Below are 17,104 nucleotides of genomic sequence, written 5' to 3' on the forward strand. Positions count from 1 at the left end.
CGTGGCGACGCGCCCCGCGCGGCCCTCGGTCCGTCGCTCCGGCAGCACTACGGTCACGGCGGTCACCGTATCGCCCGGTGCGAGGTCTCGGTTGCCCCGCGCCACCTGACCCCCGAACGGTGTCTTCAGCCGGCGGCTCGTCCGGAATCGCCTCGGACCGGCCGTTTCACCTGGCCATCCACCACCGACCCGCCCCAGCGGCCAGCGCTGCGCCGCTGCCCCGCTCTGCGTCGGCCTGGCACCACTCGTGCCGTTCCCGACCGGACGGGGGAGTCATCCCGATCCGGCCCGAGAACGACCGCGGAGGGGCCGATAATCCGACGTTTGTCCGACCGCACGGACGGGAAGCAAGCACCGTGACGGACATCTCGGACACCCTGGCCAGCGTGCACAGCCCGGTTGATGCCGACGCGAGCGGCGTCGAGCTGGAACAGACCCTATTCGAGGTGAAGCGCGTGATCGTCGGGCAGGACCGCCTCGTCGAACGCCTGCTCACCGCCATGGTCGCCGACGGGCACTGCCTGCTGGAGGGCGTGCCGGGAGTGGCCAAGACCCTCGCCGCGCAGACCCTCGCCACCGTCGTCGGCGGCACCTTCTCCCGGATTCAGTTCACCCCCGACCTGGTCCCGTCGGACATCGTCGGCACCCGCATCTACCGCGCCTCCACCGAGGCGTTCGACGTCGAGTTGGGTCCGGTCATGGCGAACCTGGTGCTCGCCGACGAGATCAACCGGGCGCCGGCCAAGGTGCAGTCGGCGCTGCTGGAGGCGATGGCCGAACGGCAGGTCTCCATCGGTGGCCGGAGCTGGTCGGTCCCCGATCCGTTCCTGGTGCTCGCCACCCAGAACCCGATCGAGTCGGAGGGCGTCTACCAGCTCCCCGAGGCGCAGCGTGACCGGTTCCTCATGAAGATCGTGGTCGACTACCCGAGCGACGCCGACGAGCTGGCCATCCTCTACCGGATGAGCAGCGACCGGCCGACAGCCCGACAGGTGCTCGACCCGGCCCGGTTGCGGGAACTCCAGCGCCGGGCCAGCCAGATCTTCGTCCACCACGCACTCGCCGAGTACGTCGTCCGGCTCATCCTGGCCACCCGGGACCCCGGCCGGTTCGGGCTGCCCGACCTCGCGCCGCTGCTGGCGTACGGGGCGAGCCCGCGGGCCACCCTCGGCCTGGTCGCCGCCGCCCGCGCCCAGGCGCTGATCCGGGGCCGGGACTACGTGCTTCCGGAGGACGTCCGGGACCTGGCCGTGGACGTGCTCGCCCACCGGCTGGTGCTCTCCTTCGACGCGGTGGCCGACGGCGTCTCCGCCGACGCGGTGGTCCGTCGGCTGGTCGAGGCGGTGCCGCCGCCCCGGATCGTCTCCGGCCACCCCGAGACGGCGCCCGACCTGGCGGCGGCATGAGGCGCCGGGACAAAACCCCGGTGCTGCCCGAGCCCGGCCTGGCGGATCTCGCGCCCGACCAGCGGCTGCGCCGGCTCGAGCTGACCGTCACCCGCCGCCTCGACGGGTTGCTGCACGGCCAGTACCGCGGCCTGCTGCCCGGGCCGGGCAGCGAGGTGGCCGGCAGCCGGGAGTACCGCCCCGGCGAGGACGAGGTACGCCGGATGGACTGGGCGGTCACCGCCCGGACCACCGTCCCGCACGTCCGCGAGGTCGACGCCGACCGGGAGCTGACCACCTGGCTGCTCGTCGACGCCAGCCCCAGCATGGAGTACGGCACCGCCACACTGGACAAACGCGAACTCGCGGTGGCTGCCGTGGCGGCGGTCGGCTTCCTCACCGCAGGCGTCGGCAACCGCCTCGGCGCGCAGGTGCTCGCCCCGGACGGCGTACGTCGGTTCCCGGCGCGCGGTGGGCGTACCCACCTGCTCGGGCTGCTGCGCGCCCTGCTCGGCGCACCCCGCACCGGCGGGTACGAACAGGAGCGACAACTCCAGCGCGGCGCGTCCGACGCCGCGCCGCGACGACGACTTCAGTTCGGCGCGTCTGACGCCGCGCCGCGACCTGAAGCCGTCGCTGGAGCCGCCGCGCCGACACTGGCCGACGGGCTGGCCGGCGTCCAGCGGATGGCCACCCGCCGCGGCCTCGTGGTGGTCGTCTCCGACTTCCTCGACGACCTGCCCGACGACCCGGACGCCGCCCCGCCCTGGGAGCCGGTCCTGCGCCGGCTCGCTGTCCGGCACCAGGTGCTCGCGGTGGAGGTGACCGATCCGCGCGAGCTGGAACTGCCGGACGTCGGCCTGATCACCCTGGTCGACCCGGAGACCGGCCGGCGCCGCGAGGTGTGGACCGGGGACCGGAGCCTGCGGGAGCGGTACGCCCAGGCCGCTCTCGCCCAGCGCGACCAGGTCGGCCAGGTGCTGCGCCGGTCCGGGGCGACCCACCTGGCCCTGCGTACCGACCGGGATTGGAGCGCCGACATCGTGCGGCACGTGCACACCCAGCGCCGCCTGGCTGCCGCGCCCGCCGCGGCTCGGGGAGGTGTCGCGTGACCTGGCAGTCGCCGGCCCGGCTGTTGCTCCTGCTCGGCGTCGCCGTGCTCCTCGTCGGCTACCTGGCGATGCAGCGCCGGCAGAGCCGCTACGCGGTCCGCTTCACCAACCTGCGCCTGCTGGACCGGGTCGCGCCGCGGCGACCGGCCTGGCGCCGGCACGTGCCGGCCGGGCTCTTCCTCGCCATGCTCGCGCTGCTGGTGGTCGGCTTCGCCCGGCCCAGCGCCGAGGTGCGGGTGCCCCGGGAACGCGCCACCGTGATGGTGGCCGTGGACGTCTCCACCTCGATGCTCGCCACCGACGTCGACCCGGACCGGCTGACCGCCGCCAAGCAGGCCGCCCGCCGGTTCGCCGACGGCCTGCCGAAGGAGTTCAACGTCGGGCTGGTCGCCTTCGCCGGCAGCGCGGCGGTGCTGGTCCCGCCGGGCACCGACCGGGACGCGCTGCACGAGGGGATCGGGCGGCTCGCCGAAGGGGTCACCGGCGTCCAGGGCACCGCCATCGGCGAGGCGATCAGCACCTCGCTGGGCGCGGTGAAGAGCCTGGACGCCAAGGCCGTCAAGGACCCCCCACCGGCCCGGATCATCATCCTCTCCGACGGTGCGAACACCTCCGGGATGGACCCGATGGAGGCCGCTGCCCAGGCCGTGGCGGCCAAGGTCCCGGTGCACGCGATCTCCTTCGGCACCCCGTCCGGCTTCGTCGACCGGGGCGGGCGGGCGATCCAGGTGCCGGTCGACGGGCAGACCCTCAAGGCGGTCGCCGAGGAGACCGGGGGTGGCTTCCACGAGGCGTCCAGCAGCGCCGAACTGCGCGCCGTGTACGAGGACATCGGCACGTCGGTCGGCTACCGCAAGGAACGGCAGGACATCTCCGCCCGCTTCATCGGCCTGGGACTGGTCTTCGCCATGGGCGCGGCAGCCGGATCCCTGCGGTGGTTCTCCCGCCTGCCCTGATCCGCACCACCCATCCGCGATGTCGGCACGACACGTGAGGAGCCAGGTATGGCAGTGCAGACCGGACTCGGCGAGCCACGCGGCCCGTGGTTCGTCTCGCCGGAGCTGGATCCGGACGGGCGTGGGCGCTGGGACGTACCCGGATCGGAGCGCGGCCCGCGGCCACGGAGCTGGCGCGGCCGGCTGCTGAGCGCGCTGGCGGTGGTGGCCCTCTCCACGCTCTCCGGGGCGGCGGCCGGCAGCTGGGTGGCCGGCCGGGACGCACCGGGGCCCGCAGCGGCCTCCGCCGCGCCGGTGCCGGGGGAGCTGGTCACCGCCGCCGAGAAGACCGTGCCCGGGGTGGTCTCGGTGCTGGTCGGCGGCGCGTCCGGGGCGTCCGCCAGCGGCTCCGGCTTCGCCATCGACCATGAGCAGCACATCGTGACCAACGACCACATCCTGGCCAAGGGCGGCTCCGGCCCGGTGACCGTGGAGACCTCCGACGGCCGCCGGTTCACCGCCGAGGTGGTGGGCCGGGAACCGAGCAGCGACCTCGCGGTGCTCAAGGTGCCCGCCTCGGCCGGACTGTCGCCGCTGCCGCTGGCCAAACCCAACTCCACCCGGGTCGGCGAGCCGGTGCTCGCGGTCGGTTCCCCGCTCGGGCTGGCCGGCACGGTGACCGCCGGCATCGTCAGCGCGCTCAACCGGCAGGTACGCATCGGCAACGGCCGGCACACCGCGGTCCAGACCGACGCCTCGATCAATCCGGGTAACTCGGGTGGCCCGCTGGTCAACGCGCGGGGCGAGGTGGTCGGGGTGAACACGGCCATCGCCACGATCGACGGCAACGGCTCGATCGGCATCGGGTTCGCGATCCCGATCGACCAGGTGCAGCAGACCGCCGACACCATCATCGGCCGGGGCGGCTGAGCGGCGGGCCACAGCGGGGCGCCGGCTCTCACGCAGCGTGATGTCCTTCGGCGGGTGCTCGCGTCGGCGGCCGACGCTCCCGAGCAGCCCAGCAAGATCGCGTGAACTGTCAGATACCCGGCGCGGAGCCATCGGGCCATGGAAATATCACGCTGAGTGTGGATACTGACGTGGGTGGAGCGATCTCTCATGGCAGTCCTGCTGGCCGTGGGCATCCTGCTCGGCGGTGTGACGGGTGCCGCCTACGCGCGGGCGCGGTGCAGATGGGACGACTACCAGATCATCAAGAAGAGGGTGCCGGTGCTTCGTCGGACGGCGTGGCTGCTCATCCGGCTGGCGGCCACGAAGATCGGTGTGATCGCGCTGCTGCTGATCGGGGCTGTCGCATACGCCGCCGCCGGTGCCGACCACGAGCGGGCCACCCCGACGCCAACCCCGACGGTAACTCCGATGCCGAGGCAGCAGTCAGGGCGATAGCCTCGGGGCGTGGACGACGGACTGCGGGTGACCGACCGGCTCGTGGTCCCCGGCGCCGAGCTGCGGGAACGCTTCTCCCGCTCGTCGGGGCCGGGTGGGCAGGGCGTCAACACGGCCGACTCCCGGGTGGAGCTCAGCTTCGACCTGGCCGGCTCGCCCAGCGTGCCCGAGCCGCTGCGCGCCCGCGCGCTGGAGCGGCTCGCCGGCCGGCTGGTCGACGGCGTGCTGACCGTGGCCGCCAGCGAGCACCGGGCGCAACTGGCCAACCGGGAGGCCGCCCGCGACCGGCTGGTCGCCCTGCTGCGTGAGGCGGTCGCCCCGCCGCCGAAACCCCGCCGCCCGACCCGCCCGTCCCGCGGGGCGAAGGAGCGGCGCCTGGCCGAGAAGAAGCGCCAGTCCCAGCGCAAGCGCGACCGCCGGGTGGACGGCGACTGATCGGCCCTGTCCGGAAAAACGGTTTGAGGTCGATCGGCGCGCAGCCCACAATTCGCCGCGTGCCCGTCGACTTCTCCGTCAAGCCCACCCTCACCGGTGACCGGGTCGTGCTGCGCCCGTTCGTCGACGACGACGTCGCGACATTCCAGGCGGCCATAGCCGACCCGGAGGTGGTCCGGATGACCGGCAGCCCGCCGGGGGACGGGTTCGACCTGGGCCGGCTGCGGGCCTGGTACGGCACCCGTAACAGCCAGACCGATCGGCTCGACCTGGCCGTGGTGGACAAGGCGACCGGGGCCTGCGTCGGCGAGGTGGTCCTCAACGAATGGGACGGCCACAACCGCAGCTGCAACTTCCGTACGTTGATCGGCCCGGCCGGCCGGGACCGGGGGCTCGGCACCGAGTCGGTGCGGCTGATCGTCGGGTACGGCTTCGAGCAGCTCGGCCTGCACCGGATCGCGCTGGAGGTGTTCGCGTTCAACCCGCGCGCCCGGCACGTCTACGAGAAGGTCGGCTTCGTCGCCGAGGGGACGCTGCGCCAGGTGCTCCGCGACGGCGAGCACTGGGTGGACGCCACCGTCATGTCGATCCTCGCCCCGGAGTGGGCGGTCCACCGGGGGTATCCGCCGGGCTGAGTCCGGAACGCGGGACCGGGTTGAGCGGGAGCCGGTCAGTCGGTCGCCGCGAGCAGCTGGGCCCGTAGTGGGGCGGCCCGCTCGGCGAACCCGCGCTGGGCGGCGGCGTACTCGGCCCGGCCCTCCGGCGTCTCCACCCGCACCGGCGGGTACCCCAGGTCGGCCAGGTCGTACGGGCTGGCCCGCATGTCCAGCACGCGGATGTCCCGGGCCAGCGCGAAGCAGTCCCCGACCAGCTCCGACGGCACCAGCGGGGAGAGCTTGTACGCCCACTTGTAGAGGTCCATGTTGGCGTGCAGGCAGCCCGGCTGCTCCAGCGCGTGCTGGGTCTCCCGGGTCGGGGTGAGCAGGTTCAGGGGCCGGGCCGGCGCGGTGAAGAACCGGTACGCGTCGAAGTGGCTGCAGCGCACGCCGCGCTCCTCGACGACGGCGGCGGTGGCCTCCGGGCCGAGCCGCAGCGGCCAGGCGTTGTGGCGTACCTCGTCCTGGGTCTGCCGGTAGACCATCGCCCACTCGTGCATCCCGAAACAGCCGAGGTGGGCCGGGCGGCCGGCGGTCGCCGCGAGCAGGGCACGGATCCAGGTGATCGACTCCGCGCGCCGCGCGCGTACCCCATCGGTGTCGAGGGTGAGCCCGGCGGTGGTGGCGCGGTAGTCCCGGCCGAACTCGGCCGGGTCCGCCTCGGGCAGCACCACTCCCGCACCCGGGTGCCATCGGCGCAGCTGGGCGGGGCGGTGCGAGTAGTAGGTGAAGAGGAAGTCCTCCACCGGGTGCTTGACCCCGCCTCGCCGGCGGGAGAGGTGCGGCGCCAACCAGGCGTCCACCCGCTCCTCGTGGGCGCGCCGCCGGGCGTGCCAGTCGGCCGCGGTCAGGGCGGCGGCGGGGACGAGGGCGGCGGTCACGGACCCCAGGGTACGACCGCCGCCCGACCGCCGGTCAGGGCACGTCCACCCGCACCCCGGCGGAGAAGACCCCGCTGCGCAGCTCCAACTGCTTCGGCTGGTCGCTGCCGCCGACGCTGAAGACCAGCGGCAGGAGCACCCGGCTGCCCGCGGCGACCGGCTGGGCGAAGATGTCCTGCCCGAGGTTGGCGACCCGGGTGGCGTCCTCGTCGGCGGCGACCCAGTTGCCGCCCGGCAGGTACGCCCGTTGCAACTGCCCGTGCCAGGTCTGCTCGCCCGACGTGAGGTTGCGCACCCCGACCGTGGCCAGGCACTGCCGCCCGCCCTTCGAGGCCGAGGGGAGGTTCCCGGCGCCGCACGCCACCCGGTAGACGGTGAACTCGAACGCGGCCTCGCGCAGCGGGACGCCGACCGCCCCGGTCACGCTCTTGCCCATCCACGCGCCGCTGGTCGGCTGCTTGGCGGTGTCGATCGCGGCGACCCGCTGGGTGGCGGTCCACGCCGCCGCGCCGACCACACCGGCCAGCACCGCCGCCGCCACCCCGATCATCAGCCAGACCGGCGGCGTGCGGCGTCGCCCGGCCGGCGAGGGCATCGCCGCGCGCGGGTAGACCGTGCCGCGGTCCGCCGGGCCGCGGGCCCCGCCGGCGACGGCCGGGGCGCCGGCGCTCGTCGTCGCCGCATCGTCCGACGCCACGCCGGAGCGCCGCCGGCGGCGGCCCAACCACCACCAGAGCACGCCGCCGGTGACGACCAGGAGAGCGGCCAACGCGGCCAGCTGGACCGACGATCGCTGCCACATCGGTGCCGCCGCCGCAGCCTTCGTGGCGGGTACCGCCGGCCCCGTCCAGGTCGCCGTGGCGCAGTCGTACGGCCGGGTGCCGTCGGTGCCGTACGCGCAGGCCGGCGCGGTCACCGGCTGCCCGGACACCGTCATGCTGAGCGCGGTGTTCAGGGTGGTGGTGCTCCGTGGCGGCAGCTTAAGCCGCCAGGTCACCTCGTTGGCGTTGGACGCCCCCGCCACGGGGGTCGTCCGACCGCCCCCGGTCACCGTGGTCGCCCGCGATCCGGTCGGCAGCTCCTGCCGGAGGGTCGTCTCGACCGGGGTGTTCCCGGCGTTGAGGACCTGGATCTGGTAGCCGGGCGCCGGGGTGTTGGCCGCCGCCACCCGCACGGTGATCGGCGGCTTCGACATCTGGACGGGTGGCGGCTTCGCGGGCGGCACCGCTGGTGGGGCCGCCGGCATCCCGGTCTGGACCGGGGTGGCCACCGGGGAGGCCTGGGCCGCCGCCGGTGCCGGGTTCGCGGGCGCGGCCACCGCCCGGGGCGCCGCGGCGGGCAGGGCCGGTACGGCGGCGATGACGCCGAGGCAGTTCACGATTACTGCCAGGGACCTGTGGTGTCGTCTCGTTGCAGGCATACGAACGCACCTCCGGACCCGAAGCTATGGTCCCCGGCCCGCCGTGCGGGTACGAAGTCGACATACCCGCCCCGGGCGGCCGGCGGCCGCGTACTCTGGCGCGTCCCGATCGGGATGACGTGGCGTGACCGCGTCCCGCGCGGCACGGGCGGCACGCGGGGATAGATTGGCCGGGTGCGTATCGCTCGTTTCGCTCATGCCAAGGGAATGTCGTTCGGGGTCGTCGAGGGCGAGTCGGAGGCCGGGCCGCAGGGCCTGACCATCGCCGAGATCGAGGGGCATCCGTTCGGACAGATCCAGTTCTCCGGCGCCCGCTGGGCGCTTTCCGACGTCCGGCTGCTCTCGCCGATCCTGCCGAGCAAGGTGGTCTGTGTCGGCCGCAACTACGCCGAGCACGCCGCGGAGCACGGCAGCGAGGTGCCCAAGGAGCCGTTGCTCTTCCTCAAGCCCTCCACCTCGGTGATCGGCCCGCGGGACGCGATCCGCCTGCCGATCTTCTCGAAGCAGGTGGAGCACGAGGCGGAGCTGGCGGTGGTGATCGGTGCCCCTGGCGCGCGGCGTGCCGACCGGGCCGCCGCCGAGCGGGCCATCTTCGGCTACACCTGCGCCAACGACGTCACCGCTCGGGATCTGCAGCGCTCCGACGGCCAGTGGACCCGCGCCAAGGGCTTCGACTCCTTCTGCCCGCTGGGCCCGTGGATCACCACCGGGCTGGACGTCGCCGACCTGGAGATCCGCTGTGAGGTGGGTCGCAACCCGGAGGAGATGGAGGTACGCCAGCTCGGCCGGACCAAGGACATGGTCTTCGACGTGCCGGCCCTGGTGTCGTACATCTCCCATGTGATGACGTTGCTTCCCGGTGACGTGGTCCTGACCGGGACCCCGGCGGGGGTTAGCCCGCTCACCGACGGGGATACGGTCACCGTGCGGATCGAGGGGATCGGCGAACTCGCCAACCCGGTGGTGCCGGTCGCCTGATGCGTCCGACGTCTCGTTTCCGCTGGTCACGGGCGGTTCGAGGGGTTGGATTTGGCCTGCCGGCACCGGGAGGGTAAAGTTCATTCCCGGCACCGCAAGGGGCCAATGGGGTATGGGGTAATTGGCAGCCCGACTGATTCTGGTTCAGTTAGTCTAGGTTCGAGTCCTGGTACCCCAGCGCAACCGCGGATTCGCGAGAATCCCGGGACGCTGGATTCTGGCGGAGTTCCGCTCCGCCCCTCGTGAGAGGGGTGGATGATGATCTCTGATAGAGTGCAGCTTCCCCGCCTCCACGGCGAGGAAGCAGATTGTTCTGGCCCCGTCGTCTAGCGGCCCAGGACGCCGCCCTCTCAAGGCGGTAGCGCCGGTTCGAATCCGGTCGGGGCTACAGCGTGCACAGCCCGTCCCACCTGATGGGGCGGGCTGTTTCGTGTCCGTGCCCGTCCAGGCGGGTGAGCCGGCTGCGTGTCCGGTTGCCGTCAGGGGCGGGCTGGGCCGGGTCCGGTCCGCCCGCTGGCGCCCGGTCGGCCCGGGACCCCGTCGCGCGGCCCGTAGGTGGTGCCGCTAGACTACGTCCGCACCGCTCGTCTGGGCGGTGAACAGGAAAAGTCCCTGGCCCCGTCGTCTAGCGGCCCAGGACGCCGCCCTCTCAAGGCGGTAGCGCCGGTTCGAATCCGGTCGGGGCTACCACACCGAACGGCCCGGTTCGCTCATGCGAGCCGGGCCGTTCGCCGTTCCCGCCACGGGGTTCGGAGGGGATCAGAGGCCGGAGAGGCGTTGGCCGGCGCGGACCACGGCCATGGCGTGACGTTCGCCGGGTCGGCGGCCGAGGCGTTCGATCGGGCCGGAGATGCTGATCGCCGCGATCACTCGGCCGGTGCGGTCGCGGATCGGGGCGGAGACGCTCGCCACACCGGCCTCCCGCTCGGCGACGCTCTGCGCCCAGCCGCGGCGGCGGACCTCGGCCAGGGTGCGGCCGGTGAACTTCGACCGGGGCAGCAGCGGCATGACCGCCTCCGGCGGTTCCCAGGCGAGCAGGATCTGGGCGGCCGAGCCGGCCGTCATGGGCAGCACCGAACCGATCGGCACGGTGTCCCGCAGGCCGCTGGCCCGCTCGGCCGCGGCCACGCAGACCCGCTCGTCGGCGCGACGCAGATAGAGCTGGGCACTCTCGCCGGTGGCGTCGCGCAGCGCGCCGAGCAGCGGCTCGGCCGAGGTCAGCAGCACGTCCGGCGCGGCGTTGGCCAGCTCGCCGAGCCGGGGGCCGGGGCGCCATCGGCCCTGGGTGTCCCGAACCAGCATCCGGTGGATCTCCAGCGCCTGTGCCAGCCGGTGCGCGGTGGCCCGGGGCAGCTTGGTGCGTTCAACGAGTTCGGCCAGGCTGGCGCCGTCGACACAGGCGGCCAGAATGACCACCGCCTTGTCGAGAACGCCGACACCGCTCATACTGTGTCCCACAAGCCGAAATTTACCTCCCAGAATTTAGGATGTCCAGATGGTGGGAGTCACTCAACCGAGGACCCTGGCCGAGAAGGTCTGGGACGCGCACCTGGTCCGCTCCGCCGCCGGCGAGCCGGACCTGCTCTTCATCGACCTGCACCTGCTCCACGAGGTCACCAGCCCGCAGGCGTTCGACGGGCTGCGGCTGGCCGGCCGCCGGGTCCGTCGTACCGACCTGACGATCGCGACCGAGGACCACAACACCCCGACCGGGTACGACGATCCCGCGTTCCGGTCCCGCCGCGGAGACCTGCTCACCATCGCGGATCCCACCTCCCGCACCCAGATCGAGACGCTGCGCCGCAACTGCGCCGAGTTCGGCGTACGGCTGCACCCGCTGGGTGACGAGAACCAGGGCATCGTGCACGTCATCGGCCCGCAGCTGGGTCTCACCCAGCCGGGCATGACGATCGTCTGTGGCGACTCGCACACCGCCACCCACGGCGCGTTCGGCGCGCTCGCCTTCGGCATCGGCACCAGCGAGGTGGAGCACGTGCTGGCCACCCAGACGCTGCCGCAGGCCCGACCGAAGACCATGGCGGTGAACGTCACCGGCCGACTCGCTCCGGGCGTCACCGCCAAGGACCTGGTGCTGGCGCTGATCGCTCAGGTCGGCACCGGCGGCGGGCGCGGCCACATCGTGGAGTACCGGGGCGAGGCGATCCGCGACCTCTCCATGGAGGGCCGGATGACCATCGCCAACATGTCCATCGAGTGGGGTGCCAAGGCCGGCATGATCGCGCCGGACGAGACCACCTTCGCGTACCTGAAGGGGCGGCCGAACGCACCGCAGGGCGCCGAGTGGGACGCGGCGGTGGCGTACTGGCGGACCCTGCCCACCGACGAGGGAGCGACCTTCGACGCGGAGGTGACCCTGGATGCCAGCCGGATCACCCCGTTCGTCACCTGGGGCACCAACCCGGGTCAGGGCGCGCCGCTGGGCTCGGCCGTGCCGGACCCGGAGGAGTTCGTCACCGAGTCCGAACGAGCCGCCACCCGTCGGGCGCTGGAGTACATGGACCTCGCGCCCGGCACGCCGCTGCGCGACCTCGCCGTCGACGTGGTCTTCGTCGGCTCCTGCACCAACGGCCGGCTGGAGGACCTCCGGGCCGCCGCCGACGTGCTGCGCGGCCACCAGGTCGCCGACGGCGTACGCATGCTGGTGGTACCCGGGTCCGCCGCGGTCCGCGAGGCGGCCGAGGCGGAGGGGCTGGACAAGGTCTTCGCCGACGCCGGCGCCGAGTGGCGCTTCGCCGGCTGCTCCATGTGCCTGGGCATGAACCCGGACACCCTCTCGCCGGGCCAGCGTTCGGCCTCGACCTCCAACCGCAACTTCGAGGGCCGCCAGGGCCGGGGCGGGCGCACCCACCTGGTGTCCCCGCCGGTCGCCGCCGCCACCGCCGTGGTCGGCCGGCTGGCCGCCCCCGCCGACCTCTAGAAGGGCAGCCGAGAGATGGACAAGTTCACCACCCACACCGGCACTGCCGTGCCGTTGCGCCGATCCAACGTGGACACCGATCAGATCATTCCCGCCGTGTACCTCAAGCGGGTGACGCGAACGGGTTTCGCGGACGGGCTCTTCAACGCGTGGCGGGAGGATCCGGCATTCGTTCTCAATGATCAATCCCATTCGGGTGCGTCGATTCTCATCGCCGGCCCCGAGTTCGGTACGGGTTCCTCGCGTGAGCACGCCGTCTGGGCGCTGCGGGACTGGGGCTTCCGGGCCGTGATCTCTCCCCGCTTCGGCGACATCTTCCGTGGCAACGCGCTGAAGGAAGGTCTCCTTCCGGTGGAGCTGGAATTGAAAGCGGTGGAGGAACTCTGGGATCTGGTGGAAGCCGACCCGACCACCCCGATCACGGTCGACCTCACCGCCCGCCAGGTCCACGCCGGGGATGCCACCTGGGCCTTCCCGCTGGACGACCACAGCCGTTGGCGGCTGATGGAGGGCTTGGATGACATTGGACTCACCCTCCGACACGAGCCTGAGATCAGCGCGTACGAGGCGTCCCGGTCGCCGTTCCTGCCCTCGGTGGCATAGCCGTACGCCGGAACACACAGCGGTTTTCGCCCCCACCCGACCGGCGGGTGGGGGCGAATCCGTTACGACACAAGGCCTTTTTTCCACCGAATGTTTGTGTCCAGGCAGCACAGGGCATACCGTGCGCGCAGAATGGCTCGCGTCGAGTCAGTTGCACAATCGGGAGGAAGTCGTGAACAAGGCCGAGCTCATCGAGGCGCTCGCCGTTCGCCTGGGGGACCGGAAGACGGCGACGGCCGCGCTCGACGCGGTCCTCGCTGAGGTCCAGGCGGCGGTCACCAAGGGCGAGAAGGTGGCGATCACCGGTTTCGGAGCGTTCGAAAAGCGTGTCCGAGGCGCCCGAACAGCGCGTAACCCGCGGACCGGCGAGGCGGTGAAGGTCAAGAAGACCTCCGTCCCGACCTTCCGCCCGGGTGCCGGGTTCAAGGAGATGGTGGCCGCCGGCAAGGTGCCGAAGGCCACGGCCGCCGCCAAGAAGATTGCCGCGGCCGCCGCCAAGACCACCGGTGCGAAGGCGACCGGGGCCAAGGCGACCGCGGCGAAGAAGACCACCGCGGCGGGTGCCGCCAAGAAGACCACGGCGGCGAAGGCCACCAAGACCACCGCCGCCAAGAAGGCCGCGCCGACGAAGAAGGCCGCCCCGGCCAAGACCGCCGCGGCGAAGAAGACCACGGCGGCCAAGAAGGCGCCCGCGGCCAAGCGGACCACCGCGGCGAAGAAGACCACGGCGGCCAAGAGCACGGCCGCCAAGAAGGCGCCCGCGAAGAAGGCACCGGCCAAGAAGGCCGCCACGCGGCGCTGACCGTACCGGCAGGGAAGGGCGTCCACCGTTCTCGGTGGGCGCCCTTCCCCGTGCCCAGGCCCGGTAGACGCGCGTGACCGGGGGCCCGTCCCTACAGTCGATCGGCGGCGAGCAGGCGGTCCCCGGTGAAGGCGAGCAGCCAGCCGCCACCCTTCGGGGTGGTGAAGTCGTCGGCCCGGCCGGTCAACCGTTCCAGCATGCCCGGGATCACCTTTCCCTGACTGCACACGGCGACCGGCTCACCCGCGACGGCCAGCGCGGCGACGCGGGCCGCCCCGGCGAGGGCACACTCGTCCGGCTGCTGGCCGGGCTTCGGCTCGTCCAGGTCACCGGTCACCTCGATCGGCAGGTCCAGCAGGGCGGCCGCCGGGTCGAGGGTCTGCACGCAACGGCGGGCCGAGGCGGAGAGCAGGCGGACCGGACGGACCAGGGCCACCAGCTCGGCCAGCGCCTGCGCCTGGGCCCAGCCCTGCGCGTCCAGCGGCCGGCCGGTGTCCGGGCCGGTCCAGGTGCCCCGGCTGCCGGCGTGCGCGTGCCGGACCAGCAGCACGGTGCCGGTCACCGGGGGCAGCGCCGCGAACGCGCCGATCACCTCGGCGTCGTGCGGGTAGCTGACCCGGCGGGCCGCCTCGTCGAGCCCGAGCCAGCGCACCTCGTCGACCTCGGTTTCCGGCTGGAAGCCGCCTTCCGCGACGGCCCGCATCGACCAGTAGTCGACCGCCTTCGGCCGGCCCTCGCTGCGGTAGCGGACGGTGGGCAGGCGCACCTGCGGCACGGCCCGGACGTCGGTCTCCTCGGCGACCTCGCGGACGGCGGCGCGCAGCGGGTGTTCCCCGGCGTCCAGCTTGCCCTTGGGCAGCGACCAGTCGCCGTACCGGGGGCGGTGCACCAGGCAGACCTCGACGCCGCCAGGGGCGGGCCGCCAGACGACCCCGCCCGCCGCCCGGATCCGCACCGGCTCGTCCGTCATACGCTCACCGTAAGCCCGGTCCGAACAGGCCGTGGCCCGCTCAGCTCGCCGTTCCGCCGACCCGGTGCAGCAGCAGCTCCTGCAGGTGCGTCAGCGGCTCGTCGTCGGTGCCGGTACGCCGGCTCCAGCTGCCCTCCCCGGCCAGTTCGAACGCGTCCACCTCGGGGCTGAACGCGGCGGTCAGCACGTAGTCGAGTTCGGCCCGGGCGACCGGATCGCTCACCTGCACCAGCGCCTCCACCCGGCGGTCCAGGTTGCGGTGCATCAGGTCGGCCGAGCCCATCCAGAACTCGGCGTCGCCGTTGTTGCCGAACCGGAAGATGCGCGAGTGCTCGAGGAACCGGCCGAGGATCGAGCGGACCCGGATGTTCTCCGACAGCCCGGGCACCCCGGGGCGCAGCGTGCACATGCCACGGATCAGCAGGTCGACGTGGACACCGGCCAGGGAGGCCCGGTAGAGCGCGTCGGTGATCTCCTCGTCCACCAGGGCGTTCACCTTGAACTGCACCAGCCCGGGCATGCCGAGCCGGACGTGGGCGATCTCCCGTTCGATCCGTTCGATCAGGCCGCTGCGGATGCCCTGCGGGGCCACCAGCAGCCGTCGGTACGCGGTCTGCCGGCTGTAGCCGGTGAGCACGTTGAACAGGTCGGTCAGGTCGGCACCGATCTCCGGGTCGGCGGTGAGCATGCCGAAGTCCTCGTAGAGTCGGGCCGTCTTCGGGTGGTAGTTGCCGGTGCCGATGTGGCAGTAGCGGCGGATCTGGTTGCCCTCCTGGCGTACCACCAGGGCGGTCTTGCAGTGCGTCTTGAGCCCGACCAGGCCGTAGACGACGTGGCAGCCGGCGCGTTCCAGGGTGCGGGCCCAGCCGATGTTCGCCACCTCGTCGAAGCGCGCCTTCAGCTCGACCAGCACCACCACCTGCTTGCCGGCGGCGGCCGCGTCGACCAGCGCGTCCACGATCGGGGAATCGCCGCTGGTGCGGTAGAGGGTCTGCTTGATGGCCAGCACGCTGGGGTCGGCGGCCGCCTGCTCGATGAAGCGCTGCACGCTGGTGGCGAACGAGTGGTACGGGTGGTGCACCAGCACGTCCCCGTCGCGAAGGGTGGCGAAGACGCTGCGCGGCACCTCGCCCTCGGTGAGCCGGGGGTGGGTCGCCGGCACGAACGAGGGGTCCTTGAGCTCGGGGCGGTCGGCCTCGCCGTACACCTGCCAGAGCGCGGAGAGGTCCAGCAGGCCGGGCACCCGCAGCACCTCCTGGTCGTGCATGTCCAGCTCCCGGACGAGCAGCTCCAGCATGTGGTCGGAGATCGAGGCGGCGACCTCCAGCCGGACCGGCGGGCCGAAGCGGCGCCGGGCGAGCTCCCGCTCCAGGGCCTGGAGCAGGTCCTCGTCGCGGTCCTCGTCCACCTCCACCTCGGCGTTGCGGGTGACCCGGAACAGGTGGCACTCGACCACCTGCATCCCGGAGAAGAGCTGCCCGAGGTGCACCGAGATGAGGTCCTCGACGGGGATGAACCGGACGCCGGGGGAGTCCCGGGCGACCCGGACGAAGCGGGGCACGTTGTTGGGCACCTTCACCCGGGCGAACAGCTCCGAACCGCCGTCCGGGTCGCGGACCGACACGGCGAGGTTCAACGACCGCCCCGAGATGTACGGGAACGGGTGCGCCGGGTCCACGGCGAGCGGGGTGAGCACCGGGAAGATGTGCTCCCGGAACCAGGTACGCAGCCGCTCCCGTTCCGGGTCGTCCAGGTCGCTCCAGCGCAGGATCCGGATCTCCTCGTCGGCCAGCTTCGGCAGCACGTCGTCGACGAAGCAGGCGGCGTGCCGGGCCACCAGGTCGGCGGTCTTCTCCCCGATCAGCTCCAGCTGGGTACGCAACGGCAGCCGGTCGCCGCCGCGTACCGGCAGGCCGGCGGAGAGCCGGCGCTTCAGACCGGCCACCCGCACCATGTAGAACTCGTCCAGGTTGCTGGCGAAGATGGCCAGGAACTTCACCCGCTCCAGCAGCGGGGTGCGCCGGTCCTCGGCGAGCGCGAGCACCCGGGCGTTGAAGTCGAGCCAGGAGAGTTCCCGGTTGAGAAACCGGTCCTCGGGCAGCGGCTGCGCCGCCGGCGGCTCGGCGCCCGGCACCGGGCCCGGGCCCTCGACCGGGTCGAGGGACTCCTCCAGCCCGGTGGAGGCCGCCGCGGCGTCCGGGCCGGCCTGCTCCGCGATGTCCTCCTCGGGCGGACGGACCCGGCGGAAACGGCCGTCGGCGCCGCGGGTCGGGGCGCCGTTGCGGGGCGCGTCCGGGTCGAGGACGTGCTGCGGACTCTCGGGGCGTTCGCGAGGGGTGCTCACCACCTCATGATTCCCCGATCAGGGTGAACGGAAAATGAACTCGGGGCAGGTTGCTCAGGCCATCGTCGGCAACGTCACGCGGATGATCTCGCCGGCGCCGTCCCGCTCGATCCGGACCCGCTGACCGAGCCGGAGCAGCCGCAGCCCGGAGGCGTCGAAGGCGCGGGCCGGGAAGGGCAGCTCGGTGCCGTCGTCGAGAAGCAGCACGCCGCTGCGCGTCGACGCGTCGTAGGTGGCC

Annotated in this window: 16 protein-coding genes and 3 tRNA genes; 14 read left to right on the forward strand and 5 right to left on the reverse strand. The window is 72.8% G+C overall.

Translation table 11 applies throughout. The features are described from left to right. Nucleotides 1-356: 356 nt before the first annotated feature. The 7 genes from ACNAVT_RS04190 to ACNAVT_RS04220 all read left to right on the forward strand — a co-directional run bounded on the left by ACNAVT_RS04190 (nucleotide 357) and on the right by ACNAVT_RS04220 (nucleotide 5,909). Nucleotides 357-1,406 carry an AAA family ATPase gene (locus ACNAVT_RS04190; RefSeq protein WP_416292986.1) on the forward strand — a complete coding sequence of 350 codons (1,050 nt, stop codon included), beginning with the start codon at nucleotides 357-359 and terminating at the stop codon, nucleotides 1,404-1,406. Next, complete coding sequence (locus ACNAVT_RS04195) at nucleotides 1,403-2,497, forward strand: DUF58 domain-containing protein (protein WP_416292988.1); 1,095 nt, start codon at nucleotides 1,403-1,405, stop codon at nucleotides 2,495-2,497. Before ACNAVT_RS04190 ends, ACNAVT_RS04195 begins: the two co-directional genes overlap by 4 nt. After that, nucleotides 2,494-3,453, forward strand: coding sequence for a VWA domain-containing protein (locus ACNAVT_RS04200; RefSeq protein ID WP_416292990.1), 960 nt, complete (start codon nucleotides 2,494-2,496; stop codon nucleotides 3,451-3,453). Before ACNAVT_RS04195 ends, ACNAVT_RS04200 begins: the two co-directional genes overlap by 4 nt. Nucleotides 3,454-3,501: 48 nt before the next feature. After that, on the forward strand, nucleotides 3,502-4,362 hold the full coding sequence (locus ACNAVT_RS04205; RefSeq protein ID WP_416292991.1) for a S1C family serine protease: 861 nt from the start codon (nucleotides 3,502-3,504) through the stop codon (nucleotides 4,360-4,362). Between the two features lie 174 nt (nucleotides 4,363-4,536). After that, on the forward strand, nucleotides 4,537-4,839 hold the full coding sequence (locus ACNAVT_RS04210) for a hypothetical protein (protein WP_416292993.1): 303 nt from the start codon (nucleotides 4,537-4,539) through the stop codon (nucleotides 4,837-4,839). A gap of 9 nt (nucleotides 4,840-4,848) precedes the next feature. After that, nucleotides 4,849-5,274, forward strand: coding sequence for an alternative ribosome rescue aminoacyl-tRNA hydrolase ArfB (gene arfB, locus ACNAVT_RS04215; protein ID WP_416292995.1), 426 nt, complete (start codon nucleotides 4,849-4,851; stop codon nucleotides 5,272-5,274). A gap of 59 nt (nucleotides 5,275-5,333) precedes the next feature. After that, nucleotides 5,334-5,909, forward strand: coding sequence for a GNAT family N-acetyltransferase (locus tag ACNAVT_RS04220; RefSeq protein ID WP_416292996.1), 576 nt, complete (start codon nucleotides 5,334-5,336; stop codon nucleotides 5,907-5,909). 35 nt (nucleotides 5,910-5,944) lie between these two features. On the opposite strand, the gene ACNAVT_RS04225 is transcribed toward ACNAVT_RS04220, so the two are convergent. Further along, nucleotides 5,945-6,811, reverse strand: a complete 867-nt coding sequence (locus ACNAVT_RS04225; protein ID WP_416292998.1) for a 3-methyladenine DNA glycosylase — start codon at nucleotides 6,809-6,811, stop codon at nucleotides 5,945-5,947. Nucleotides 6,812-6,845: 34 nt separating this feature from the next. After that, nucleotides 6,846-8,231, reverse strand: a complete 1,386-nt coding sequence (locus ACNAVT_RS04230) for a hypothetical protein (RefSeq protein WP_416293000.1) — start codon at nucleotides 8,229-8,231, stop codon at nucleotides 6,846-6,848. 174 nt (nucleotides 8,232-8,405) lie between these two features. Here ACNAVT_RS04230 and ACNAVT_RS04235 point away from each other — a divergent pair, with 174 nt between their 5' ends. The 4 genes from ACNAVT_RS04235 (at nucleotide 8,406) to ACNAVT_RS04250 (ending at nucleotide 9,899) form a co-directional block, all read left to right on the forward strand. After that, nucleotides 8,406-9,209, forward strand: a complete 804-nt coding sequence (locus ACNAVT_RS04235) for a fumarylacetoacetate hydrolase family protein (RefSeq protein ID WP_416293001.1) — start codon at nucleotides 8,406-8,408, stop codon at nucleotides 9,207-9,209. A 106-nt stretch (nucleotides 9,210-9,315) separates the two neighbouring features. Next, nucleotides 9,316-9,387 (forward strand) — tRNA-Gln (locus tag ACNAVT_RS04240). Nucleotides 9,388-9,524: 137 nt separating this feature from the next. Beyond that, nucleotides 9,525-9,597 (forward strand) — tRNA-Glu (locus ACNAVT_RS04245). A 226-nt stretch (nucleotides 9,598-9,823) separates the two neighbouring features. Then, nucleotides 9,824-9,899: transfer RNA gene (locus tag ACNAVT_RS04250), tRNA-Glu, on the forward strand. A gap of 69 nt (nucleotides 9,900-9,968) precedes the next feature. Here ACNAVT_RS04250 and ACNAVT_RS04255 read toward each other — a convergent pair. Beyond that, nucleotides 9,969-10,655, reverse strand: a complete 687-nt coding sequence (locus ACNAVT_RS04255) for an IclR family transcriptional regulator (protein ID WP_416293002.1) — start codon at nucleotides 10,653-10,655, stop codon at nucleotides 9,969-9,971. Nucleotides 10,656-10,704: 49 nt separating this feature from the next. Here ACNAVT_RS04255 and leuC point away from each other — a divergent pair, with 49 nt between their 5' ends. The 3 genes from leuC to ACNAVT_RS04270 all read left to right on the forward strand — a co-directional run bounded on the left by leuC (nucleotide 10,705) and on the right by ACNAVT_RS04270 (nucleotide 13,552). Next, the gene (gene leuC / locus ACNAVT_RS04260) at nucleotides 10,705-12,147 is read left to right on the forward strand and encodes a 3-isopropylmalate dehydratase large subunit (protein WP_416293003.1); all 1,443 of its coding nucleotides are present in this window, start codon (nucleotides 10,705-10,707) and stop codon (nucleotides 12,145-12,147) included. Nucleotides 12,148-12,162: 15 nt separating this feature from the next. Continuing rightward, nucleotides 12,163-12,750: a 3-isopropylmalate dehydratase small subunit gene (leuD, locus tag ACNAVT_RS04265; protein WP_416293004.1), complete on the forward strand. Its 588-nt coding sequence runs from the start codon at nucleotides 12,163-12,165 to the stop codon at nucleotides 12,748-12,750. 172 nt (nucleotides 12,751-12,922) lie between these two features. Then, nucleotides 12,923-13,552, forward strand: coding sequence for an HU family DNA-binding protein (locus ACNAVT_RS04270; RefSeq protein WP_416293006.1), 630 nt, complete (start codon nucleotides 12,923-12,925; stop codon nucleotides 13,550-13,552). Nucleotides 13,553-13,643: 91 nt separating this feature from the next. Here the strand turns inward: ACNAVT_RS04270 and ACNAVT_RS04275 are convergent, their stop codons facing one another. Together ACNAVT_RS04275 and ACNAVT_RS04280 are read right to left on the reverse strand one after the other, a co-directional pair. Then, entirely contained in the window at nucleotides 13,644-14,522 is an 879-nt protein-coding gene (locus ACNAVT_RS04275) for an NUDIX hydrolase (protein WP_416293007.1), read from the reverse strand. Nucleotides 14,523-14,562: 40 nt separating this feature from the next. Beyond that, nucleotides 14,563-16,866, reverse strand: a complete 2,304-nt coding sequence (locus tag ACNAVT_RS04280; RefSeq protein WP_416293008.1) for an RNA degradosome polyphosphate kinase — start codon at nucleotides 16,864-16,866, stop codon at nucleotides 14,563-14,565. Nucleotides 16,867-17,104: the final 238 nt, after the last annotated feature.

Source organism: Micromonospora sp. SL4-19 (assembly GCF_047921475.1).
GTDB lineage: Bacteria > Actinomycetota > Actinomycetes > Mycobacteriales > Micromonosporaceae > Micromonospora.

What these genes read in the sequence shown, in the direction of transcription:
- ACNAVT_RS04195 (WP_416292988.1), top strand. Translation starts at nt 1,403, where the DNA reads ATGAGGCGCCGGGACAAAACCCCGGTGCTGCCCGAGCCCGGCCTGGCG.
- ACNAVT_RS04205 (WP_416292991.1), top strand. Translation starts at nt 3,502, where the DNA reads ATGGCAGTGCAGACCGGACTCGGCGAGCCACGCGGCCCGTGGTTCGTC.
- ACNAVT_RS04230 (WP_416293000.1), bottom strand. Translation starts at nt 8,231, where the DNA reads ATGCCTGCAACGAGACGACACCACAGGTCCCTGGCAGTAATCGTGAAC.
- ACNAVT_RS04255 (WP_416293002.1), bottom strand. Translation starts at nt 10,655, where the DNA reads ATGAGCGGTGTCGGCGTTCTCGACAAGGCGGTGGTCATTCTGGCCGCC.
- leuC (WP_416293003.1), top strand. Translation starts at nt 10,705, where the DNA reads ATGGTGGGAGTCACTCAACCGAGGACCCTGGCCGAGAAGGTCTGGGAC.
- leuD (WP_416293004.1), top strand. Translation starts at nt 12,163, where the DNA reads ATGGACAAGTTCACCACCCACACCGGCACTGCCGTGCCGTTGCGCCGA.
- ACNAVT_RS04275 (WP_416293007.1), bottom strand. Translation starts at nt 14,522, where the DNA reads ATGACGGACGAGCCGGTGCGGATCCGGGCGGCGGGCGGGGTCGTCTGG.